Below are 21,091 nucleotides of genomic sequence, written 5' to 3' on the forward strand. Positions count from 1 at the left end.
TCGCCTTTCCTTTATTTCTTAATATGGAAAAGAAGGTACATGCGCTGCATGCACCTCCCCGTAAATGGTGACAAAATTAATTTGTCATCATGTATTCATTGATCTTATCTGCAAGTTTTTCGCAGATTTCCATGAAGTCGGGATCATCAATGTTTTCTTTTTCGTAGAAATCCTCCCGATGCATACCATCTGCATACGCACATACCGCAGCTGCGGTAAAGTTATCATGCCAATCCTTTCCATGGTAATTCAGCCCTCCTTGATCTTTGCTGTAATGGGCGTAATAATGCCCATCCTCATACATAGATGAAGGACTATTGATAATATAATTGGCAACATCTTCGCCCGTGATAGGAATTTCGGAGAATGCCCATATATCCCCGCCGGGTATCCATTCGCCGTTTTCATCAAAGTTAAGTTCTTCGATGTAATACTCGGTAAATCTCCAATAGGAGCCTACCATCGTCTTTTCCAGCTCAATTTCGCTGGTATATTGAGAGAGCGCTCTCTGAGCATCTTCCAGATTGTCAAACTCCAAAAGAAGTTCTGGAACCTCTTCCTGCATACGTGGAATTGATGCCGTGCAGCCTTGCTCTATCTTATTCTTGTCTTTCCATGGTAAGGTAATATCATTTTTTATCAACCCCCATTTTTTCTTTTTTGAATGCTCTTCCGCATTCTTATCTGGGTCCGTCAGATATAATAACTGGTAAAAGTTATCACAGAACTTCATCTGAAGTTCATATGGCAAACCACGATAAATGGCGTCGAGATTGGATACGATTGGATCCAGGCCAGCATATGTCCGATTTCTAATGAACGGCTCGGCTGCATCAAATATCTCATTCATTGCTGTCTCATAAGCATTTTTATTATGAGTATACTTCTCCATATTTACCCTCCTATTCGTCATATTTGTCAATATCAATCCAATAAAGAGGCTCGTCAGGTGAGCCAGTCTGCAATGCAACAGCGTCCTCTCTCTTAATATCCGGAAGGATAACCAGTCCAGTTTTATTTTCCCCATCTTCATCAAGAAAGCAGACTTTCGTCGGGTAACGGCGTAACATCCAATCCATTTCCTCATGAAAATCTTTCAACTTTGCAATTCTATTTGTTCCACACTCAATCTCGCAGGAGAAAGTATGTCTGCATCCATCTTCGTCATAGAAGACCAGCGTCCCTTCTTTTATACCGAATTCTTTTCGGATTGTGTCCTGAATCACAAACCGGATGCAATCCCATTCTGCATCGGTACATTCGTTAAGATATGCGAGGGCGCTGTCTTTGGACGCCATCTCGATGAGGCTACGGCTCTCCTGTGCGGCCCGTACTTTTTCTCGGATCGGGGAAGGAACCTCTCCCAGGATTTTCGACAAAACAGAAAGAAAATCTTCTTTGTACCAAAATTTTGCGGAAATGTAATCGTTCCGGTCCATAAGGTTCATTTCTTGCTCGTCAGCTTTTCCTTCGATCATGAAATTTAATTCTTTTGCCGCTTCCGGGACCGCTGCCAGCATTTTCTTGAAATCTCTTACTTTTATCATGTTTTTTTCCTCCTTTATTTGAATAAAAATTTTTACAGAAGCAATATGCACGCTTTTCATGATTTTTTTTAAAGAAAAAAGCGCATGCAACGCATACGCTTTTCTTAACATCCAAACTCATCCAAAATAATGGACGAATCTATATTTTTGTTTTATTTCTGGATATTTTTTATTATCTACTTCTGACAAAAAATCTTCCATCGGACGGACAAACAACCGCTGCTCTCCATACAGTGCCTGATACACCATTAGTGTCTCTTGCGTTTCCGTGTGCATGGCCGGCCCGATGATCTTATAAAGGAATTTCTGGTCTTCGGGGTGTAACTCCCGTTTAAAATGCTGCACGATATCACCCGGCAGGAACTTTCGGGTTTTTTTCTCCTTTGTCCGGGTGCCTGGGACAAAGTAAATCGGTTTTTCATCATCACAATCATTTTCTTCGATCCAGCCGCCAAAATAAGATGCGATCTTTTTCATAAGCCCAAGAGCCTCTTTATCATAACCCAGAGACAGGGTTGTTATCTCTGATTCCACCATATCCCTCAGTCCTATACGGGAGTAATATTCCATGTTTTCATAGAAATTTACATTGCTATAATCATAGAACAAATTTCGTAATCCCGAATCCGGAACGCAGAGTTCAATGAACCCATTATCCATATACCATTTGTCTCCATGGTATATTTTATACTCCCACTGAACTTCCGCCGGAGGTGTCGCACAATCCATATGGATGATGTGTGGAACCGGATGATATTCCTGCAAAAAATCCAGCAAATCCTGTACTGAAACATGTCCCTTTAATCTTAATTTTATTTGAACACTCATTTGATATCTTCCTTTCTTTAACATAAAGGGCGTATCGTTATACGCCCCGTTAAATTAATTATATTTTTGCATATCTGATCATTTTAATTCCATCTTCAATGATCATTTCTGCATCATACCCAGGTTCCGCAAGTTCCAGCAACGAAACATTCGTTATTGGATCATCATAGGCTTTAATGCAAAAACCTGTTTTTGATAAATGGAACACTTCCATTTCAATGTGTGGGTTGCAGAAACCGGTTCCAGCCGGTACACAACACACTTTACAATTATGTACACACATACAGATCTTTCTTGATAGTTCTGTATGTATACACGGAAATTTTTTCTCCATAATGAAAGCTCCTATTCTTCCGGCATAGATATCGGATTTTTTGATCCTATTTTTTCATGTTCGCCTTTTTCAGCAATAGCTTCGTAGGCGATATCTCTGATCTTATTTTGTACGAAGGCTTCCACTTCACCTTTCGCCTCAAGCACAGTCTTGTCCATCTGCTCATTAAACTGAGTAGCACAGAATTCCAGATTGCAACCAATGTTATACTGGACCTGCTGTAACTGAGAAATCATTTCTTTTCTGTCTTTTACCCCGAGAGATTTTTTCTCAGCAAGAGATTCTTTGATCCTGTCAATCTGTGCCTGTACTTGTGCCATGGCGGTAGAGAGATGTTCGCTGAATTCATCCTCAAACTGCTTTCTCTTGGAAATATTGGAAGCGATAGCAGGAATACTTCCATCTTTTTCCGTAAAACGGATGGTACAAGGAACCCCATCCCCATTATTCGGGTTGGAAATCAGTTCCGCAAACTGCGAATAACTCATTTCCACCCTTGTGATCAGCCCTCTTCCATAGTGATAGTCATTATTCAACATCCGTTCAGAATAGGCATGCTTCAGTTCCAAAATTATTGTATGACTATGCGAAATACTGGAACCGAACAATTCCTTTTCCCCACCATGAGAGTGATAAAAACCAATCGTCCCAAACGCCGGATGACGGTAGATTTCTCTACCTTCTTTTTTTTCAATATTAATCTCTTTACACTCTTTCATTTTCTTTTTCCTTTCTTTTTTGCATTATTCTTCCGGTAAGATTACCGGTTGAATCTTCGTCATATCCGGATTTTTGATTATTTCATCATACAACTCATCATATTCACTCAAAGAAAATTTCTCTGAGTCAAAGTCAACAATTTCCACCTGTATATCCGGATCTAAAGAAAATGCTCCCTCTACAATCCCATTATTAATGAAAATTCTTACTCTTTTCTGTTTCATATATAATTTCCCCTTTGCTTTAAAATAGAGGGCGTATACAATACGCCCCACTTTTCCTTTCATGATCAATACTCCTGACCGTACAGGAAGAATTGATAATAATTCCTTTCTGTATATATGGTCAGTATCTTGCGCTGTTTTACCATGCAGACTGTATGAGGACAAAAACCTTCTGGGCCTTCTTTACCAGGCGCAGCCAGACAAATGGTATATTTTTTCGGTTCGTCGAACTGCCATACCCGAACTTTTTCATCATTCGGCATATATATCTGAACTACAGATATGTAAAATTAGCAGCGTCAACATATTTTTCTGCTGCTTCTCTTCCCGAATGTTGTAAAATATCATATATATTTTTCCACAAAAGATTTAATTGCTCGGGAGCGAACGTTATATCTGGATTCTCTAATCTAAAACGCTTAAGCGCTTTACTATATAATTGATCAGCAATATCTCTTTTTAACATTTTTTACTCCTTTTTTTTAATAACGGAGCCACCATGGGCATTCTTCCGTTAAATGATCCTTGTAAATTCCCCGATGAGGGAGAAAGCCTTTTTCTTCATCCACCGTCACGATTTCCCTTTTCAGAAAACGGCGCCGGGTCGTTTTGATCGACTTATCGTAATATGCCTCGTAGTGATGGATATATGTGATATTTCCATCGCAAAAGGCGTGTGCCAGTTCTTCTGACTCAAACCAGTCCGTATGGAGTTCGATACGGTCGCCAAATTCTTTTTGGCATTGATTGACAGGTTCATGGTCATTGGCAAAACAATGCCCCACTGAGCTTGTTTCATCACCGTCTACAAAAAGGCACCGGGAACCAAAAAAACGACCATCAATAAAGGCAGTTTCTACGGCATACCACATAAAACTACCTCCTAGACTAATTCAATCTCGTTGTAATCCCAAATGGTTCCGACTTTAACTTTCGTGCCTCTTATTACCTCTGTTATTTCGACACGGAGTTTTCCTGCGAGGTCAAAACCATGACAGTCAGCACGCGCCAAAAAATCATATCGCATCGGCGTGATCACTCCGATGACATCCCCTTTTCGGACTTCCATCCCCGGCTGGAGTTTCAGAATATCCCTTTCCCGGAACCATGCATGTTCCACTCTTGTTTCAACTTTTTCATTGAAACAAAGGTTCTGTAGGACGATGTAATAACACCCGGCAGAATCATCAAGATCAACTCCGAGAAATCGGTAGAAATATTTTTCACCTAACTTATTTTTTGCCTGGAAGATATCTCCCGTTTTTAAAATGCTCATTTTTAAGCCTCCTTCATTTGATAATTTTTGTTTACGACTACAATATGAAGACTCTCTTTATGTTTTTTTAGATAAATAAAAAGGCGGGTTACCCCGCCTTAAATTAAACTTCATTTTTCTCCTTCTGCATTCGACAATATCTCCGGGCATCTTCTATACACTCTGCTTTTGTATCTCCAAAAGCAACAGCATTGCCCCATTCATTTCTTGCAACCCATTCCTTTCGCATACCTAAATAATTAGATTTGCTATGTAACGGGTCGTAACTGTAGATTGCTTCAAATTTTAAATCACTTATTTTCATTGTTGTTTCTCCTTTTTTTAATGAATCATCTTCTGACAGAGATCAAACTTTAACCATTTCATAATGAGCGTTCGAGGACACCCGTATCTTTATGTTAGGATAATCTCTGAAATCTATGGCGATTGCGTTATCTTGCTTCTTCACTGTAATCTTTTTCCGCATATTGGGCAGAACTTTGCTACATCTGCATCCGTCCCAAAATCATATCCACAGCAGGTTGTTACACCGTCAACAATCTTACTGGAAGAATTGTCATTCTGTGGAAAATGTGCAGCAAAAGCGGCCTCAATATATCTTGCTTTTGAAATGAGCATATCTATCCGTTCATTTGGACTCAGCTCACTGAACAAAGTGATACCTGTATCTGCGTCATACTCCACATCAAAAAAGTTGACTGGAGCTACCTCTTCTTCTCCGGAATGTGCATCACAACAAGAATACAGAGGTATCAATTCTGCTCCATGTACCTCCAGGTACTCATACAAGGATACTGGCGGCTCAAGAGCTACAAATTGTTTGACTACTTGAGATAATTTATCGACCGTCATTCCTTTTACAAGAGAATAACTGTATTCCGATCCCATGCATCCAGATTCTCTCAAGATCACATCATCCATGGATATCGGCGTATATTCTTTTTTCGCATCTCCTTCGTTATCCTCTTTTTTACTGTCCTCTCGTTCTCCGTCAAGGCAAAAATATAATGATTTTACAATTTCCTTTAATTTTTTTGCCTGCACAACCTCAAAGTAAAAGGCGAAAAACTGACCGGATAAATCCCGCATGAAACTTCCTGCTGGATCATCCAAACGAAAAGGGATATCTAAATTAAATGGGGTTCCTCGTTCTGATGTGGAAGGAAAATGTAATGCTACATAATCTACAAGGTGTTCATCCTTTTTGAATGCATAATTCCAGCCTAACTCTTCTGCTTTCATTAACAACTTTTTTAATTTTTCCATTAAAACCCTCCTTATTTTGAAATTATTTGCAATTTCAATATGACTGAGCTCCTTTCATTTCTTTTGCAAAAAAAATACCCGCCGGAGCGGGTATTCATCTTAATTTGCAAAAAAGCTGCCACACTTGACAATAGTGCGACAGCTTATATTGATATTTTTATTTGCCAAATAATTCTGAATGTGTTCCTAGACGATAAAGCATAAGAACAAGCACATCTTTTCCTTTCTCATAGATTAATAGCCAATTCGGTTCAATATGACATTCACGAACCCCCTTATATTTTCCTGACAGCTCGTGATCCTGGTATTTATCATCCAATTTTTGATCAGATGACAATAAGTCAATGACATCGAATAATTTATCCAGATTTTTATTTTGTTTTTTGGCAAGCTTTAAATCTTTTTTAAACTGGGTGGTAAACTTAATATCGAACTTCATACTTCAAGTGCCGCCTTGAGATCTGTAATGTTTTTATAGCTCGGAACAGAATCATCTTCGGCAATACGCCGGCCTTCTTCTATTGCCATTTGCGTAACGAAACTTGGAGAATCAAGTTTCAAAGACAGTGGAAATCCATTTTCTCTTATGATAGATTTGAGAAAAATATTTACTGCAGTTGTCATGTTTAATCCTAATTCATTAAGAATGCTTTCTGCTTGCATTTTTACTTCTTTATCAGTCCGGATGTTTAAATTTGTAGTTGCCATAAATAACACCTCCTGTTAATAACAGAATATAAAATTTTTCGTTTATTGTCAATACATTGTCATTATTATTTTGTAAAAAATCTATTTGAAAACATGCAAACCACGCACCGGGTTTCATTCTTTATCTGAAAACCGTATATATGCCACATTTTCACATCCGAAGGATGCAGTCCTATCTTCTCCAAATGTAATCTCTATTCCAAAGCGCCCATCCTCCAATTCCTTATGGACGAGCCCCTTGACATGGTGATATGGGATTTCTCTTACATTTTTAATGACAAGATTTCCAAAAACGGGCTGTTCTTCATACATCCCGATAAAAACTACAATGTCCATGCCTGTCTCGATCCAGATATTTTCGGAACTCCCGTTTGGGTAATTGAGTTCCAAACGGCTGCCCAGATCGGATATCCATGCACTCTCTCCCGGCTTCGTAGAACGGTAAATGGAATGTCCTATCTTTTTATCAAGAGGCTCCAGCTCGTAATCAGATGGAAATAATCTATCTGCCAGACGCCACGCCTCTTCTCTACTACTTACCTTTATCATCTTTTCCTCCTGTCTTTTCATTTACAAACATATAAACCACTGCTTTTGATTTCGTATAAATACGAAACATTAGCAATCGAACACTCCGGATATCTCCGAAACAAGATCTTGCTTGCATGATCCATGGATTCAGCCAGGATAATGCCTTCATCCCCTTTACATTTAAAACGATATGCATGCAAATCCTCGGAAGATGATTTAAGTTCTTCCTCTTCGATAAAAACTTTCCAGCAAGCGACATACAGATCACTGATCATCTTTCCGATTTCCTCTGCATCCTCAATCAAAGTCCGGATAGAATCAGGGACTCCGTTTTTCCCGCGTACTTTAATTTTTTCTTCTGCATGCTCATCCGGATCGAAATCATAACTAGCTAAATTATCCATAAAATCCGTTACCGGAATTTCTTTCCCGATATCAATATCCATGTGGAAATCCTCGCCCGCCGGAGAATATTTCTGTAATTCGACATACCGTCTTTTATCTTCTTCACGGATGTCATATTTCCATCCCAACTCCTCTGCCTTACTTAACAGTTTCTTTAACTCTTCCATAATAAAATCCTCCGTCTCTGCTTTTTCAAGATTAATCCTTTGTCTGAAAATTTATTTGCAGACATATAAACCGCTGCTCTTGATTCCACATAAATACGAAACATCAGCAATCCAACACTCCGGATATCTCTGAAACAAGATTTTGCTTGCGTGATCCATAGATTCAGCAAGAATGATTCCTCTATCCCCTTTGCATTTAAAACGATACACATGCAATCCCTCAGAAAATGGTTTAGGCTCTGGTGTACCGTTATAAACATACCAACAAGCGTCATACAGCTCATTGATCATCTTTCCGATAGACTCCGCATCTTCAATCAAAGTCCGGATAGAATCAGGGACTCCGTTTTTCCCGCGTACTTTAATTTTTTCTTCTGCATGCTCATCCGGATCGAAATGATAATTGGACAAATTATCCATAAAATCCGTTACCGGAATTTCTTTCCCGATATCAATATCCATGTGGAAGTCCTCTCCTGCCGGGGAACATTTTCGCAATCTTACATAGCTATGTTTTGCATCTTCTTCATAAATGCCATAGCTCCAACCTAAGTCTTCAGCTTTGCTTAATAATTTTCTTAATTCTTCCATAATAAAAACCTCCTTGTTTTGAAATTATTTACAACACCAATATGTTTGTTCTATCATTGCTTTTTTCAAAAAAAATACCCGCCGAAGCGGGTATTTTTTAGGTATCTTTTCCATAGGGCGGAAATCCGAGAGGAGATCTTCCATAGGGCGGAAACATAGCTTTTTTTTCTCCACCAAACAGTGTCTGATATATCATTAGCAGTTCTTCCTGCTCTTCTGGGTGCATTTCCCGCTTAGAATACAGAATACTGGACGATATCACCAGGTAGGAAGTCCTCTCCATTTTTCTCCTGTTTTCCTGGAATGAAATAAAAGCTTTTATAATCATCATCGTCACTGTCGCTTTCGTCAATCCATCCACCAAAGTATGAAACAATTCCTTTCATGAGCTGGATCTCTGCTTCATCACATACCAAAGACAAATATGTTGTCTCTGATTCAAACATTTTTTTTACTTCAGGAGGATAATAGCGTTCCGCATTGTTGCAGAAAGCTATATTACTGTAAAAGTAAAATAGCTGTCTCTTTACACTATTTGGTATACCAAAGAATATATAACCAAAATCAGTATACCATTTTTCATTATCATATTTTTGGTAGACTGATTGGACCGCTTCTGGCGGTATTTCATGTTCTCCGTGATACACATTCGAAACCGGATGGTAATTTTTTAAGAAAGCCAATAGTTTTGGTACATTCACATGTCCAAGTAAATTAACTTTTATTTTAACGTTCATTTTTAATCTCCTTTTTCTTTTATTTTTTTATTGACTGGTTAATCGGGATAATATGGATTTCAAGACCATATTGTTTTGCAAACTCGATCATACTTTTGGTTCCACGGCTTGAGCCGTTCCAAAAAGCAAAGAGAACGCCATATTCTTTTGCGGCGTATTTTGCCATCTCTTCATTCCGGATAGGACCAGCGCTTTTGCCATAACGAGTCCAATTTGCAGGGAATCGAACTATCTTATATCCATAGGTGGAAGCAAACCGCTCTCCAAGCAAATCCGCTCCTTTAGCTGTTCCAGAAATCATCTCGACCTCCCATGGATATGTCTTTAGATAATCCTGAAGAACTTTTTCTACCACTGAATAATCCGTGAAATTACGGCTTCCAGCGACAATGATCCGCGGTTTTCTGGTGTATTTCAGTTCAATACGCCAATGTCCTTCTTCTCCCTTACCTTTTATCCAAACGAGTTCTTTTACCTCATAATCTGCATATTTGATTATTTGAGGTTCTCTGCAAACACCGTACGCCAAAAGAAGAAATGTATCATCAAAAAGATATACATTTTCTTCCATTTTTAAAATTCCTTTCTCTACCAATCCTTTTATGGTCATTTCCATCAGTCTCCTTTCTGTATCAAAATTAATATCGAGGATGCGTTTTAACTTTTTACGTTGAGATTCATTCCAGTGTATGTCGGCAGCGACTGATCATCCGTTCCGCAAAATTCCATCCGAAACACCTGGCTATCAGATGATATTTGTCCCCTTCCTGGATCCTAACGTAAATTTGTGTTCGTTGCCCCATAATCATTCCTCCTTACATTTGAAAATTGTGTTTGCGATACCAATATGCTTATTTCCGAGTTTTTTTATTTTGGAAGAAAAAATACCCGCCGAAAAGAGCGTTGCCATAAGAAAACATGAAAAACCCAGTAATATCAATGTTTTTTAGGGCAGCGGAAAACGGGGCAGGTCAAAACAACTGAATAATCAGGCAGAAACAGGGTGTTGTCAAGCATGACAGCGCCCTTTTCTGTTTCCCCGGCCAAGCCGCAGATTTTGAAAAAAGTCTGCGGCTTTTCTTTTTGCCCAAAAGCGGAAAGGAGGCGACGGCCTATGTACTTCACTTCCGGCAGCGACCGGGCGTTTGAACAGCTCATGCAGGGCAAGCCCGGTTTCGACCACTACGACAGCGGCGAGGCGGTCACGCCGGAGGACTGCGGCACCTGCCGCTTTTATCGCCCGCACTGGAAATATCAATTCTGCGTCTATGCGGAATGTCCCTACCAGCCGGGCAAGCTGACCGCCTACGACGCGGTGACATTTCGAGTGAAAGGAGTTGAGAACATGGCAGTATTTCGTGTAGAGCGTAACAAGGGCTACACGGTGATGTCCAATCACCATCTGCGGAACAAGGACTTATCCCTGAAAGCCAAGGGCCTGTTATCGCAAATGCTCTCCCTGCCGGAAAATTGGGACTACACCCTGAAAGGCTTATCCCTTATCAACCGGGAAAGCATCGACGCCATCCGCACGGCGGTATGGGAGCTTGAAAAAGCCGGATATATCACCCGACAGCAGAACCGGGACGGCAAGGGCAAAATGGCCGATATGATCTACACCATTTACGAACAGCCCCAGCCCCGGCCAGAGCAGCCGGACAAGGCCGCACCGGGATTGGAAAACCCGGTGTTGGAAAATCCAACATCGGATAACCCGACACCGGGAAAACCGACATTGGAAAATCCAACGCAATTAAATAAAGATATATCAAGTAAAGAAAAAACAACTACGGATGTATCAACTACCGATTCCATTCCTATCCTTTCCCGACCCTCTCCTTTGGAGGGCGAAGCGGCACAGCAGCCGGAACGGAAAGGAACGGGAGCGAAATCACAGAGCGCCATAGAGATTTATCGTGAGATCATCATGGACAACATCGAGTACGAACACCTTTGCCAGCACGCCAAGGGCATTGACCGGGAAACGCTGGACGAGATCGTGGACTTGCTGGTGGAAACCGTGTGCAGCGCCCGCAAGACCATCCGTATTGCCGGGGACGATTACCCGGCAGAGCTGGTGAAATCCAAGTTTATGAAGCTGGACAGCTCTCACATCGAGTTTGTCTTTGACTGTTTGAGCAAGAACACTTCGGAAATCCGCAACATCAAGAAATACCTGCTGGCTATGCTGTTCAATGCGCCCAGCACGATCAACGGTTACTATGCCGCGCTGGTAGCCCATGACATGAACACCGGCAAAATCTGAAAGGAGGACGGCCCTATGAAACAGGGTGCATTGATTTTCGACGAGCGCAGCGACCGTTACGACATTCGCTTTGATCTGGCGGACTACTACGGCGGCCTGCACTGTGGGGAAACCTTTGACGTGATGGTGGGCGGCAGGTGGAAGCCTACCCGCATTGAGTACGGGGACAACTGGTATCTGGTTGGCATCCGTGCCGACGATCTTTCCGGCCTGCGGGTGAGAATTTAATCGGGGACAACCGGCGCAAGCGGCTGTCCCTTTTCTGTTTCCTGCGGCGGCTGACGGTGCCACCTTAACCGTGCCGCCGCACTTCTGCGAAAGGAGGGATAGCGATTGCAGGAGGAAGTAACCCAAAAGACAATAGCCTTTTCTATCAAATCGGCCAAGCTGACAATCCAAGTGCTGCAAGCGGCGGCCCGCAAGTTTCTGGAAACCCAAAACAAGGGCAAGACCAAGCTGCACCACGGCCAGCAGAGCCTAAAGCAGCTCAAAAAGCACGGGGCGGCCCTGTCCAATATCGAGATCACCGACGCTAACATTGGACTGTTTAAGCCCTGTGCCAAGAAATACGGCGTGGACTTCACGCTGCGGAAAGACGCCACTACCCAGCCCCCGCACTACATCGTGATTTTCAAGGCCAAGGACGCCGACAACATGGAACAGGCGTTCAAGGAGTTCACAGCCAAGAAGTTGCAGCGGGAGGAACGGCCCTCGATCCGCAAGGACATTGCCGCAAGCAAGGAAAAGGCAGCGGCCCGCAACGCTGACCGGGCCAAGGAAAAATTCAAAGAAAGGGGGCTGTCACGATGAAGCCGGAAATGAAAAAACTGATAATCGCCAATCTGCCCTATCTGTTGTTTGTCTATCTGTTCGGCAAGCTGGGGCAGGCGTACCGGCTGGCGGAGGGCATCGACCTTTCCCAAAAGCTCCTGCACTTTGCGGACGGCTGCGCGGCGGCCTTTGAAAATGCCGCCCCCAGCTTCCACCTCTTTGACCTGCTGATCGGCGTCGCCGGTGCTGCGGTGCTTCGGCTCATGGTGTACTGCAAAGGCAAGAACGCCAAGAAATACCGCAAAGGCGTGGAGTACGGCAGCGCCCGATGGGGCGGCCCCAAGGATATAGCCCCCTATATCGACCCCAATTTTGACAACAACATTCTGCTGACACAGACGGAACGGCTCACCATGAACAACAGGCCGAAAGACCCCAAAACTGCAAGAAACAAAAATGTTCTGGTGATCGGCGGTTCCGGCTCCGGCAAGACCCGGTTCTTCGTGAAGCCAAACCTGATGCAATGTGTGTCCAAGGACTATCCGTCCTCATTTGTGATAACCGATCCCAAGGGCAGCCTGATCGGTGAAGTGGGCCAGCTTCTTATCCGCAGCGGCTACCGCGTGAAAGTGCTGAACACCATCAATTTTTCCAAGAGCATGAAATACAATCCCTTTCGGTATCTGCACTCGGAAAAAGACGTGTTGAAGCTGGTAAATACCTTGATCTGCAACACTAAAGGTGAGGGCGAAAAAAGCGCGGAAGATTTTTGGGTGAAATCGGAACGGCTGTTCTACACGGCCCTGATCGGCTATATCTGGCAAGAAGCGCCGGAGGAAGAAATGAACTTCACGACGCTGCTTGAAATGATAAATGCCAGCGAAGCCCGCGAGGACGACCCGGAATTTCAATCGCCGGTGGATTTGATGTTTGAGCGATTGGAGGAACGCGATCCAGACCACTTTGCCGTCCGCCAGTATAAAAAATTCCTGCTTTCGGCGGGCAAGACCCGTTCCTCTATCCTTATCAGCGCGGGCGCGAGAATGGCCCCGTTTGACATTCGGGAAGTCCGGGAGCTGATGGAGGACGACGAACTGGAACTTGACACCATCGGGGACGAGAAAACGGCGCTTTTCCTGATTATGTCGGACACGGACACCACCTTTAATTTCATTCTGGCAATGGTACAGAGCCAGCTTATCAACCTGCTTTGTGACCGGGCCGATGATAAATACGGCGGGCGGCTGCCGGTTCACGTCCGCATGATACTGGACGAGTTTGCGAACATCGGCCAGATACCCAACTTTGACAAACTGATCGCCACCATCCGAAGCCGTGAAATCTCGGCTTCTATTATTTTGCAAAGCCAGTCACAGTTAAAGGCCATCTACAAGGATGCTGCGGAAATCATTTCCGATAACTGCGACTGTACGCTTTTCCTTAGTGGGCGGGGCAAGAACGCCAAGGAAATCTCTGACGTGCTGGGCAAAGAAACCATCGACAGCTACAACCAGAGCGAAAACCGGGGCGCACAGACCTCTCACGGATTGAACTATCAGAAGTTAGGAAAGGAGTTGATGTCACAGGACGAAATCGCAACGATGGACGGAGGCAAGTGTATTTTGCAGGTGCGCGGTGTCAGGCCGTTTTTCAGTGAGAAATACGACATTACCCGTCATCCCCGCTATAAATACCTTTCCGACGCCGACAAGAAAAACTATTTTGACGTGGACAGGTACTTGACTGCCCTGCGCCGAAAACGGCAGCGGGTGGTTTCGCAGGAGGAAACCTTTGACCTCTACGACATAGACCTGTCGGATGAAGATATGGCCGCCGTGAACGAATGACCGGCGGCCTGAAAGGAGCTATCTGTTATGGAAAACTCGGATGAATTGACATTTGCGGATTATTTCAGAGCAGAAAAAGAAATCTACCGGGCTATCATTTCCGCTGCGGTTATGTGCCGATGGATCGCGGAACACGACACCCCGCCTACAAAACAGGAGGCGGAACAGATGGTGTCGGAAATAGACCGCCAGATGTGTGAAGCATGGAGTGAAATGTATTCGCGTGCTGTGCTGAATTGGCTGGACGACCGTTAATCTCCGGGCCGTCTGCGGATTGTGACGCCGGTATCTGATCGGCAATTTTCCCATCAAAACAATATCACAATCTAAAATTATGGAGGTAAATTTATGGAATTTTTCTATAGTGCGGTTACTACTTTGCAGACTATCGTTGTGGGCCTCGGCGGTGCGCTGTGTGTTTGGGGCGGCATCAACCTGCTGGAAGGTTACGGGCAGGATAATCCGGCCAGCAAGTCGCAGGGTGTTAAGCAGCTCGTCGCGGGCGGTGGTGTTGCCCTGATCGGCGTCACTCTGGTTCCCCTGCTGTCTGGTCTGCTGGGCTGATCTTCCCGGCTGTCTGCCAACCAACCCAACCATAACTGTTAAATCCTGAAACCCCGCCGCGCTCTCCCGGTTCCATGCGGGAGGGCGCGGCAAAGGAGGTGAACCCACATGATAGGCGAACTCATAGGGGATTGGATCAAGGGCATTTTAATCGACGGCATCATGGGCAATCTGTCCGGGCTGTTCAGCACGGTCAATACGAAAGTCGGGGAAATCGCCTCGGATGTAGGGACGACGCCGCAAGCGTGGAACAGCGGCATATTCAATATGCTGCAATCCCTGTCGGACACGGTGATCGTCCCCATTGCAGCGGCGATCCTTGCCGTTATCATGTGCTATGAGCTGATAGACATGATCGTGGAAAAGAACAATATGCACGACTTTGACACGTCCATGTTCTTCCGCTGGATTTTCAAAAGTGCTTTTGCCATTCTCATTGTGACGAACACATGGAATATCGTCATGGGCGTTTTCGACGCCACCCAAGCCGTCGTCAACCAGAGCGCCGGGGTGATTATCGGGGAAACCAGCATTGACTTTGACACCCTCATTCCCGACCTTGAAGCACAACTGGAAGCTATGGACATCGGGCCGCTGCTCGGCCTGTGGTTCCAGACCCTTGTTGTGGGGCTGACGATGAACATTCTTTCCATCTGTATTTTCCTTGTGACCTACGGAAGAATGATTGAGATTTATGCCGTGACCGCGCTGGGGCCGATCCCCCTTGCCACGCTGGGCAATGCGGAGTGGCGCGGCGTCGGCCAGAACTACTTGAAATCCCTGTTGGCGCTGGGCTTCCAAGCCTTTTTGATTATGGTGGTTGTCGGCATCTATGCGGTGCTGATCCAGCAAATCGGACAGGCAGCGGATATATCCGGGGCCATTTGGGGCTGTATGGGCTACACGGTTCTGCTTTGCTTCTGTCTGTTCAAGACCGGCAGCATATCGAAAGCCGTCTTTACTGCACATTAACAGACAGGAGGACTACCAACCATCGAGGAAGTACAAAAGAAACGATACCACATCATTTACGCCGATCCGCCGTGGCGGTATGAGTGCAAGAAAACAGGTGCGGCGGAACATCACTATCCCACCATGAGCATTGACGAGCTGTGCGCCTTGCCGGTGGAAACGCTGGCGGAAAAGGACTGTCTGCTGTTTTTGTGGGCCACATTCCCGCAGCTCCCGGAAGCCCTACGCCTGATCCGGGCATGGGGCTTTACGTTTAAGACGGTGGCCTTTGTCTGGTTGAAGCTCAACAAGAAAAGCCCCACATGGTTTTATGGGCTGGGCTACTGGACGAGAGGCAATGCGGAAATCTGCCTGCTTGCCAAACGAGGCAAGCCCAAGCGCCGCAGCGCCGGTGTCCATCAGTTTATCATTTCCCCTGTGGAGGAACACAGCAAAAAGCCGGACGTGACCCGTGACAAAATCATTGAGCTGGCGGGCGACCTGCCCCGCGTGGAGCTGTTTGCCAGACAGAAAGCGCCCGGCTGGGATGTTTGGGGAAACGAGGTGGACAGTGATCTTTCCCTGACCCCACAAGAAAATGTATCAGAAACGAGGTGATTTGAATGGCTTATGTGACCGTCCCGAAGGACTTGACCCGTGTAAAATCCAAGATTGTGTTTGGCCTTACCAAACGGCAACTGATCTGCTTCGGCGGTGCGCTTCTCGTAGGCGTCCCGCTTTATTTTTTGCTCCGGGGCCGGGTGACTGGCAGCGCGGCGGCCCTGATTATGGTGTTCGCCATGCTGCCGGGCTTCCTGCTGGCCCTGTATGAGCGCCACGGCCAGCCCCTTGAAGTGGTGGTATGGCAGATCGTCCAGTGCTGCTTTATCCAGCCCAAGGAAAGGCCCTATCAAACCGACAACGCCTATACTGCCCTCATGCGGCAGCATCAAATGGAAAAGGAGGTAAATGCGATTGTCCGAAAAGCAAAGAAACGAGCCGCCTGTAAAGCTCACCCGCGCCGAAAAGCGGGAAATACAGGCCATCATCCGCAAGTATAAGGGCGACGGCAAAGCCCATTCCGCACAGGCCAGCATCCCGTATCAGGCCATGTACCCGGACGGGATTTGTAAGGTGACGGCCAACACGTTCAGCAAGTGCATCGAGTTTGCCGACATCAGCTATCAGCTTGCACAGGCCGACACCAAGACGGCCATTTTTGAAAACCTGTGCGATCTCTACAACTATCTGGACGCCTCTATCCACGTCCAGCTTTCCTTTGTCAACCGCAAGACCGACCCCAAGCAGTACGCCAAGAGCTTTGAGATCAAGGCGCAGGGGGACGACTTCGACGACATCCGGGCGGAGTATTCCGGCATCCTGCAAGACCAGCTTGTTCGGGGCAACAACGGCCTCACCAAGCGCAAGTTCCTGACATTCACCATCGAGGCCGACAACCTGAAAATGGCCCGCGCCCGTCTGACCCGCATTGAAACCGACCTGCTGGGCTATTTCAAGACGATGGGGGCCGTAGCTCATGTGCTGGACGCCAAAGAACGTCTGGAAGTGCTGCATGGGGTACTCCACCCCGACGCCGAGCCGTTTCAGTTTGAATGGAAATGGCTGGCCCCGTCCGGCCTCTCCACCAAAGATTTTATTGCCCCGTCCTCGTTCCGCTTCGGCAATTCCCGGATGTTCGGGCTGGGCGGCAAGTATGGGGCCGTGAGCTTCTTAAACATCCTGTCCCCGGAGCTGTCGGACGAAATGCTGGCCGACTTCCTCAACACGGAAAATGGCATTGTCGTCAATCTCCATGTGCAGGCCATCGACCAGAGCGAGGCCATTAAGACGGTGAAGCGCAAGATCACCGACCTTGACGCCATGAAGATACAGGAACAGAAACGGGCTGTCCGCAGCGGCTATGACATGGACATCCTGCCCAGCGACCTTGCCACCTACGGACAGGACGCCAAGGAGCTTTTGAAAACCCTGCAAAGCCGGAATGAACGAATGTTTCAGATCACCTTTCTGGTGATGAACACCGCTGATACCCGGCAGAAGTTGGAGAACGATGTATTTTGGGCCGCAGGCGTGGCGCAGAAATACAACTGTTCCCTTGTCCGTCTGGACTACCAGCAGGAACAGGGCCTTATGAGCAGCCTGCCGCTGGGGGCCAACCACATCAAGATCGAGCGTTCCTTGACGACTTCCAGCGTGGCCGTGTTCGTGCCTTTCGTGACACAGGAGCTTTTCATGGGCGGCGACGCCATGTATTACGGCGTCAATGCCAAGACCGGCAACATGATTATGCTGGACAGAAAACGGGCGCGGTGTCCCAACGGCTTGAAGCTGGGTACTCCCGGTTCCGGCAAATCCATGAGCTGTAAATCCGAGATCGTCAGCGTGTTCCTTTGTACCCCGGACGATGTATATATCTGCGATCCAGAGGCGGAATATTATCCCCTTGTGAAGCGGCTCCACGGCCAAGTGGTGAAGCTGTCGCCTACCAGCAAATCCTATGTGAACCCGCTGGACATCAACCTGAATTACAGCGAGGACGAAAACCCGCTGGCGCTGAAATCCGACTTTGTGCTGTCGTTCTGTGAGCTTGTCATGGGCGGCAAGAACGGGCTGGAAGCCATCGAAAAGACAGTCATTGACCGTGCCGTGCAGGTGATCTACCGGCCCTATCTGGCAGACCCCCGCCCGGAGAATATGCCCATCCTGTCTGACCTGCACCAAGCCCTGTTAGACCAGCATATCCCGGAGGCTGACCGTGTAGCGCAGGCCCTTGACCTGTATGTAAACGGCAGCCTGAACGTCTTTAACCACCGCACCAATGTCAACATCGAGAACCGCATTGTGGCTTTCGACATCAAGGAGCTGGGCAAGCAGCTTAAAAAGCTGGGGATGCTCATTGTCCAAGACCAGATTTGGGGCCGTGTGACCCAAAACCGCAGCCAAGGCAAGGCGACGTGGTACTTCTGCGACGAGTTCCATTTGCTCTTGCGAGAGGAACAGACGGCGGCTTTTTCCTGCGAGATTTGGAAGCGGTTCAGAAAATGGGGCGGTATTCCGACAGGTGCCACACAGAACGTCAAAGACCTGCTTTCTTCCCCAGAGATCGAAAACATTCTGGAAAACAGTGACTTCATTTGCCTGCTCAATCAGGCGTCCGGCGACCGGCGCATCCTTGCGGAGCGATTGAACATTTCCCCGCAGCAATTACGGTATGTGGACAATTCCGAACCCGGCGAGGGGCTTTTGATTTACGAAAATGTGATCCTGCCGTTCCGCAACCCCATCCCGCAGCGCAGCCAGCTCTATAAGATTATGACGACCCGGTTAGGCGAGGGCGAAACGGTATGACAGACAAGGAGGTGACGCCCTATGAAGCAGTTGAAACCCCGTGACAAGGTGACGCAGCACATGACCCGCGACGGCCTGACGCTGGATAACCAGACCACCGGCGAGAGCATCAACATTTCCAGCCGGGAGGCCGAACAGGACTATTCCGCAGCCGAGCCGGGCGGCACCACTGAAAAGGTGCTGGAACGTGCCGGGGACATCCGGGAGCGCAGCAAGGCGAAGCGGGCCGCCAAGGATGGCGCGAATACGGCGGCACAGGCCACCGGCCCGGCGTCCCGCCTGCAATTCACCGCCGAGGAACGGGCCGATCCCGCCCTTTCCAAGTACATCCACAAGGCGGAAAAGCGGGCGGATAAGCTGGACACAGCCAAAGAAGCCCTGCCGAAAAAGCGCGTCGTCACCAAGGAAACCGTCTATGACGAGGCCAAGGGCAAGGCCAAAACCAAGCTGCACTTTGACAAGGTGGAGAAACCGGCCCCCAAGCTCAAACCCAACCCGGCCAGCCGTCCGATGGAGGAAGCGGGCCTGTATCTGCATGGAAAAATCCACGAGGTTGAGCATGAGAATGTGGGCGTCGAGGGCGGCCATAAGGGAGAAGAACTTGCCGAGCGCCAAGCAGGAAAAGCCATCCGCAGCGGCATCCGGCGTCATAAGCTCAAACCCTACCGGGCCGCAGCCAAGGCCGAGAAAAAGGCCATTGCCGCCAATGCGGAGTACATCTACCAGAAATCCTTGCGGGATAACCCGGAAATGGCGCAGGCGGTGAAAAATCCGGTGGCCCGGTTCTGGCAGAAACAGAAAATCAAACGGGACTATGCCAAGGCAGCACGAGCGGCGGGCCAGACGGCACAGGGCGCAGCCAGCGCCACCAAAACCACCGCCGCAGCCGCCAAGAAAGCCGCCGAGAAAAGCAAACAGGCCGCGTCCTTTGTGGCCCGGCACTGGAAAGGTGTGCTGCTGATCGGCGGCGTGGGCCTGATGCTCATGCTGATTATGGGCGGCCTGCAATCCTGTACGGCCATGTTCGGCAGCGCCGGAACCGGCGTGGCGGCCACGTCCTATCTGTCCGAGGACAGCGATATGCTGGGGGCGGAAGCCGCCTATGCGGACATGGAGGCCGATTTGCAGTATGAGCTTGACAACTACGAAAGCCTGCACCCCGGCTATGACGAATACCGCTTCGATCTGGACGAGATCGGCCATGACCCCTATGTGCTGACTTCCATCCTGTCGGCGCTGCATGATGGCGTCTATACGCTGGGCGACGTGCAAGGCGACCTTGCCATGCTCTTTGAGAAGCAATACACCCTGACACAGACCATTGAAACCGAAACCCGATACCGCACCGAAACCCGGACGGACAGCGAGGGCAACCCCTACACCGTGGAAGTTCCCTATACCTACTATATCTGCAACGTGAAGCTGGAAAACTTCGACCTGTCCCACCTGCCTGTCTATATCATGGGCGAGGAACAAATGAGCCTGTATGCGGTGTATATGCACACGCTGGGCAACCGGCCTGACCTGTTTCCAAACGGCACCTATCCCAACGCTTCCACCGTCAAGGAGCCGACCTATTACGACATTCCCCCGGAGGCTTTGGAGGACGCCACCTTTGCCGCAATGATGGCCGAGGCGGAAAAGTATGTGGGCTATCCCTATGTGTGGGGCGGCAGCTCTCCCAGCACCAGCTTTGATTGCAGCGGTTTTGTGAGCTGGGTAATCAATCACAGCGGATGGGATGTGGGACGGCTGGGCGCACAGGGCCTTTGCAATATCTGTACCCCTGTTTCCCCGGAGCAGGCCAAGCCCGGCGACCTTGTATTTTTTGTCGGCACCTACGACACCCCCGGCGTTTCCCACGTCGGCATTTATGTGGGCAATTCCGTGATGTTGCACTGTGGCGACCCTATTTCTTACACCAACCTCAATTCGAGTTATTGGCAGCAGCATTTCTATTGTTACGGGCGTCTGCCTTGACGCCAGAAA

Annotated in this window: 29 protein-coding genes; 11 read left to right on the forward strand and 18 right to left on the reverse strand. The window is 47.2% G+C overall.

The genetic code is table 11. The features are described from left to right. Positions 1 to 76 precede the first annotated feature (76 nt). From B5F87_RS13605 to B5F87_RS13695, 18 genes are all read right to left on the reverse strand, one after another. On the reverse strand, positions 77 to 892 hold the full coding sequence (locus tag B5F87_RS13605; RefSeq protein ID WP_087281942.1) for a hypothetical protein: 816 nt from the start codon (positions 890 to 892) through the stop codon (positions 77 to 79). A 10-nt stretch (positions 893 to 902) separates the two neighbouring features. After that, positions 903 to 1,547, reverse strand: a complete 645-nt coding sequence (locus B5F87_RS13610) for a hypothetical protein (protein ID WP_143405259.1) — start codon at positions 1,545 to 1,547, stop codon at positions 903 to 905. Between the two features lie 117 nt (positions 1,548 to 1,664). Beyond that, on the reverse strand, positions 1,665 to 2,375 hold the full coding sequence (locus tag B5F87_RS21440) for a DUF1653 domain-containing protein (protein WP_242964478.1): 711 nt from the start codon (positions 2,373 to 2,375) through the stop codon (positions 1,665 to 1,667). 58 nt (positions 2,376 to 2,433) lie between these two features. After that, a complete protein-coding gene (locus B5F87_RS13620) occupies positions 2,434 to 2,709 on the reverse strand; it encodes a hypothetical protein (RefSeq protein ID WP_087281946.1) in 276 nt (91 codons plus the stop codon). An 11-nt stretch (positions 2,710 to 2,720) separates the two neighbouring features. Continuing rightward, positions 2,721 to 3,428, reverse strand: coding sequence for a hypothetical protein (locus tag B5F87_RS13625; protein WP_087281948.1), 708 nt, complete (start codon positions 3,426 to 3,428; stop codon positions 2,721 to 2,723). A 24-nt stretch (positions 3,429 to 3,452) separates the two neighbouring features. Further along, entirely contained in the window at positions 3,453 to 3,716 is a 264-nt protein-coding gene (locus B5F87_RS13630; protein WP_087281950.1) for a hypothetical protein, read from the reverse strand. Positions 3,717 to 3,927: 211 nt separating this feature from the next. Beyond that, positions 3,928 to 4,119: a hypothetical protein gene (locus B5F87_RS13640; protein WP_087281954.1), complete on the reverse strand. Its 192-nt coding sequence runs from the start codon at positions 4,117 to 4,119 to the stop codon at positions 3,928 to 3,930. 16 nt (positions 4,120 to 4,135) lie between these two features. Beyond that, on the reverse strand, positions 4,136 to 4,525 hold the full coding sequence (locus B5F87_RS13645) for a hypothetical protein (RefSeq protein ID WP_087281956.1): 390 nt from the start codon (positions 4,523 to 4,525) through the stop codon (positions 4,136 to 4,138). 11 nt (positions 4,526 to 4,536) lie between these two features. Beyond that, a complete protein-coding gene (locus B5F87_RS13650; protein WP_087281958.1) occupies positions 4,537 to 4,929 on the reverse strand; it encodes a hypothetical protein in 393 nt (130 codons plus the stop codon). Between the two features lie 103 nt (positions 4,930 to 5,032). Next, positions 5,033 to 5,233, reverse strand: coding sequence for a hypothetical protein (locus B5F87_RS13655; RefSeq protein ID WP_087281961.1), 201 nt, complete (start codon positions 5,231 to 5,233; stop codon positions 5,033 to 5,035). 140 nt (positions 5,234 to 5,373) lie between these two features. After that, positions 5,374 to 6,195 carry a hypothetical protein gene (locus tag B5F87_RS13660; protein ID WP_087281963.1) on the reverse strand — a complete coding sequence of 274 codons (822 nt, stop codon included), beginning with the start codon at positions 6,193 to 6,195 and terminating at the stop codon, positions 5,374 to 5,376. A 157-nt stretch (positions 6,196 to 6,352) separates the two neighbouring features. After that, positions 6,353 to 6,634: a type II toxin-antitoxin system YafQ family toxin gene (locus tag B5F87_RS13665; RefSeq protein ID WP_087281965.1), complete on the reverse strand. Its 282-nt coding sequence runs from the start codon at positions 6,632 to 6,634 to the stop codon at positions 6,353 to 6,355. Then, positions 6,631 to 6,903: a type II toxin-antitoxin system RelB/DinJ family antitoxin gene (locus tag B5F87_RS13670; RefSeq protein ID WP_087281967.1), complete on the reverse strand. Its 273-nt coding sequence runs from the start codon at positions 6,901 to 6,903 to the stop codon at positions 6,631 to 6,633. The genes B5F87_RS13665 and B5F87_RS13670 overlap by 4 nt, the downstream gene beginning before the upstream one ends. A gap of 114 nt (positions 6,904 to 7,017) precedes the next feature. Beyond that, a complete protein-coding gene (locus B5F87_RS13675; RefSeq protein WP_087281969.1) occupies positions 7,018 to 7,452 on the reverse strand; it encodes a hypothetical protein in 435 nt (144 codons plus the stop codon). Between the two features lie 17 nt (positions 7,453 to 7,469). After that, positions 7,470 to 8,006, reverse strand: coding sequence for a hypothetical protein (locus tag B5F87_RS13680; RefSeq protein ID WP_087281971.1), 537 nt, complete (start codon positions 8,004 to 8,006; stop codon positions 7,470 to 7,472). Positions 8,007 to 8,057: 51 nt separating this feature from the next. Further along, positions 8,058 to 8,597 (reverse strand): hypothetical protein, encoded by a 540-nt coding sequence (locus tag B5F87_RS21210; RefSeq protein ID WP_204246076.1) that lies wholly within the window; start codon positions 8,595 to 8,597, stop codon positions 8,058 to 8,060. 233 nt (positions 8,598 to 8,830) lie between these two features. After that, positions 8,831 to 9,334, reverse strand: coding sequence for a hypothetical protein (locus B5F87_RS13690; RefSeq protein ID WP_087281973.1), 504 nt, complete (start codon positions 9,332 to 9,334; stop codon positions 8,831 to 8,833). A gap of 19 nt (positions 9,335 to 9,353) precedes the next feature. Continuing rightward, positions 9,354 to 9,944 (reverse strand): DUF2493 domain-containing protein, encoded by a 591-nt coding sequence (locus tag B5F87_RS13695; protein WP_204246077.1) that lies wholly within the window; start codon positions 9,942 to 9,944, stop codon positions 9,354 to 9,356. A gap of 504 nt (positions 9,945 to 10,448) precedes the next feature. On the opposite strand from B5F87_RS13695, the gene B5F87_RS13700 reads away from it, so the two are divergent. The 11 genes from B5F87_RS13700 (at position 10,449) to B5F87_RS13750 (ending at position 21,082) form a co-directional block, all read left to right on the forward strand. Continuing rightward, positions 10,449 to 11,600, forward strand: coding sequence for a DUF6017 domain-containing protein (locus B5F87_RS13700; RefSeq protein ID WP_087281975.1), 1,152 nt, complete (start codon positions 10,449 to 10,451; stop codon positions 11,598 to 11,600). A gap of 15 nt (positions 11,601 to 11,615) precedes the next feature. After that, positions 11,616 to 11,828: a DUF5348 domain-containing protein gene (locus B5F87_RS13705; RefSeq protein WP_087281977.1), complete on the forward strand. Its 213-nt coding sequence runs from the start codon at positions 11,616 to 11,618 to the stop codon at positions 11,826 to 11,828. Positions 11,829 to 11,933: 105 nt separating this feature from the next. Continuing rightward, positions 11,934 to 12,410, forward strand: a complete 477-nt coding sequence (locus B5F87_RS13710; protein WP_069988615.1) for a PcfB family protein — start codon at positions 11,934 to 11,936, stop codon at positions 12,408 to 12,410. Further along, complete coding sequence (locus tag B5F87_RS13715; RefSeq protein WP_087281979.1) at positions 12,407 to 14,218, forward strand: type IV secretory system conjugative DNA transfer family protein; 1,812 nt, start codon at positions 12,407 to 12,409, stop codon at positions 14,216 to 14,218. The genes B5F87_RS13710 and B5F87_RS13715 overlap by 4 nt, the downstream gene beginning before the upstream one ends. Positions 14,219 to 14,245: 27 nt before the next feature. Then, entirely contained in the window at positions 14,246 to 14,473 is a 228-nt protein-coding gene (locus B5F87_RS13720) for an antitoxin (RefSeq protein ID WP_087281981.1), read from the forward strand. Positions 14,474 to 14,566: 93 nt separating this feature from the next. Beyond that, entirely contained in the window at positions 14,567 to 14,782 is a 216-nt protein-coding gene (locus B5F87_RS13725) for a Maff2 family protein (RefSeq protein WP_087281983.1), read from the forward strand. 108 nt (positions 14,783 to 14,890) lie between these two features. Next, complete coding sequence (locus B5F87_RS13730) at positions 14,891 to 15,754, forward strand: CD0415/CD1112 family protein (RefSeq protein ID WP_002574003.1); 864 nt, start codon at positions 14,891 to 14,893, stop codon at positions 15,752 to 15,754. Between the two features lie 21 nt (positions 15,755 to 15,775). After that, positions 15,776 to 16,351: an MT-A70 family methyltransferase gene (locus tag B5F87_RS13735; RefSeq protein ID WP_082245249.1), complete on the forward strand. Its 576-nt coding sequence runs from the start codon at positions 15,776 to 15,778 to the stop codon at positions 16,349 to 16,351. 5 nt (positions 16,352 to 16,356) lie between these two features. Continuing rightward, positions 16,357 to 16,794: a PrgI family protein gene (locus B5F87_RS13740; RefSeq protein ID WP_076939157.1), complete on the forward strand. Its 438-nt coding sequence runs from the start codon at positions 16,357 to 16,359 to the stop codon at positions 16,792 to 16,794. Further along, on the forward strand, positions 16,703 to 19,102 hold the full coding sequence (locus tag B5F87_RS13745; protein ID WP_204246078.1) for a PrgI family protein: 2,400 nt from the start codon (positions 16,703 to 16,705) through the stop codon (positions 19,100 to 19,102). Before B5F87_RS13740 ends, B5F87_RS13745 begins: the two co-directional genes overlap by 92 nt. Positions 19,103 to 19,123: 21 nt before the next feature. Then, entirely contained in the window at positions 19,124 to 21,082 is a 1,959-nt protein-coding gene (locus tag B5F87_RS13750) for a C40 family peptidase (RefSeq protein WP_087281987.1), read from the forward strand. Positions 21,083 to 21,091: the final 9 nt, after the last annotated feature.

Source organism: Eubacterium sp. An3, assembly GCF_002159465.1.
Lineage (GTDB): Bacteria > Bacillota > Clostridia > Lachnospirales > Lachnospiraceae > Anaerobutyricum > Anaerobutyricum stercoris.

Bases quoted from the DNA above. Each gene is read 5' to 3' on its own strand.
- B5F87_RS13605 (WP_087281942.1), bottom strand. From the start codon at position 892: ATGGAGAAGTATACTCATAATAAAAATGCTTATGAGACAGCAATGAAT.
- B5F87_RS13610 (WP_143405259.1), bottom strand. From the start codon at position 1,547: ATGATAAAAGTAAGAGATTTCAAGAAAATGCTGGCAGCGGTCCCGGAA.
- B5F87_RS21440 (WP_242964478.1), bottom strand. From the start codon at position 2,375: ATGAGTGTTCAAATAAAATTAAGATTAAAGGGACATGTTTCAGTACAG.
- B5F87_RS13620 (WP_087281946.1), bottom strand. From the start codon at position 2,709: ATGGAGAAAAAATTTCCGTGTATACATACAGAACTATCAAGAAAGATC.
- B5F87_RS13625 (WP_087281948.1), bottom strand. From the start codon at position 3,428: ATGAAAGAGTGTAAAGAGATTAATATTGAAAAAAAAGAAGGTAGAGAA.
- B5F87_RS13630 (WP_087281950.1), bottom strand. From the start codon at position 3,716: ATGAAAGGAAAAGTGGGGCGTATTGTATACGCCCTCTATTTTAAAGCA.
- B5F87_RS13640 (WP_087281954.1), bottom strand. From the start codon at position 4,119: ATGTTAAAAAGAGATATTGCTGATCAATTATATAGTAAAGCGCTTAAG.
- B5F87_RS13645 (WP_087281956.1), bottom strand. From the start codon at position 4,525: ATGTGGTATGCCGTAGAAACTGCCTTTATTGATGGTCGTTTTTTTGGT.
- B5F87_RS13650 (WP_087281958.1), bottom strand. From the start codon at position 4,929: ATGAGCATTTTAAAAACGGGAGATATCTTCCAGGCAAAAAATAAGTTA.
- B5F87_RS13655 (WP_087281961.1), bottom strand. From the start codon at position 5,233: ATGAAAATAAGTGATTTAAAATTTGAAGCAATCTACAGTTACGACCCG.
- B5F87_RS13660 (WP_087281963.1), bottom strand. From the start codon at position 6,195: ATGGAAAAATTAAAAAAGTTGTTAATGAAAGCAGAAGAGTTAGGCTGG.
- B5F87_RS13665 (WP_087281965.1), bottom strand. From the start codon at position 6,634: ATGAAGTTCGATATTAAGTTTACCACCCAGTTTAAAAAAGATTTAAAG.
- B5F87_RS13670 (WP_087281967.1), bottom strand. From the start codon at position 6,903: ATGGCAACTACAAATTTAAACATCCGGACTGATAAAGAAGTAAAAATG.
- B5F87_RS13675 (WP_087281969.1), bottom strand. From the start codon at position 7,452: ATGATAAAGGTAAGTAGTAGAGAAGAGGCGTGGCGTCTGGCAGATAGA.
- B5F87_RS13680 (WP_087281971.1), bottom strand. From the start codon at position 8,006: ATGGAAGAGTTAAAGAAACTGTTAAGTAAGGCAGAGGAGTTGGGATGG.
- B5F87_RS21210 (WP_204246076.1), bottom strand. From the start codon at position 8,597: ATGGAAGAATTAAGAAAATTATTAAGCAAAGCTGAAGACTTAGGTTGG.
- B5F87_RS13690 (WP_087281973.1), bottom strand. From the start codon at position 9,334: ATGAACGTTAAAATAAAAGTTAATTTACTTGGACATGTGAATGTACCA.
- B5F87_RS13695 (WP_204246077.1), bottom strand. From the start codon at position 9,944: ATGACCATAAAAGGATTGGTAGAGAAAGGAATTTTAAAAATGGAAGAA.
- B5F87_RS13700 (WP_087281975.1), top strand. From the start codon at position 10,449: ATGTACTTCACTTCCGGCAGCGACCGGGCGTTTGAACAGCTCATGCAG.
- B5F87_RS13705 (WP_087281977.1), top strand. From the start codon at position 11,616: ATGAAACAGGGTGCATTGATTTTCGACGAGCGCAGCGACCGTTACGAC.
- B5F87_RS13715 (WP_087281979.1), top strand. From the start codon at position 12,407: ATGAAGCCGGAAATGAAAAAACTGATAATCGCCAATCTGCCCTATCTG.
- B5F87_RS13720 (WP_087281981.1), top strand. From the start codon at position 14,246: ATGGAAAACTCGGATGAATTGACATTTGCGGATTATTTCAGAGCAGAA.
- B5F87_RS13725 (WP_087281983.1), top strand. From the start codon at position 14,567: ATGGAATTTTTCTATAGTGCGGTTACTACTTTGCAGACTATCGTTGTG.
- B5F87_RS13730 (WP_002574003.1), top strand. From the start codon at position 14,891: ATGATAGGCGAACTCATAGGGGATTGGATCAAGGGCATTTTAATCGAC.
- B5F87_RS13740 (WP_076939157.1), top strand. From the start codon at position 16,357: ATGGCTTATGTGACCGTCCCGAAGGACTTGACCCGTGTAAAATCCAAG.
- B5F87_RS13745 (WP_204246078.1), top strand. From the start codon at position 16,703: ATGCGATTGTCCGAAAAGCAAAGAAACGAGCCGCCTGTAAAGCTCACC.
- B5F87_RS13750 (WP_087281987.1), top strand. From the start codon at position 19,124: ATGAAGCAGTTGAAACCCCGTGACAAGGTGACGCAGCACATGACCCGC.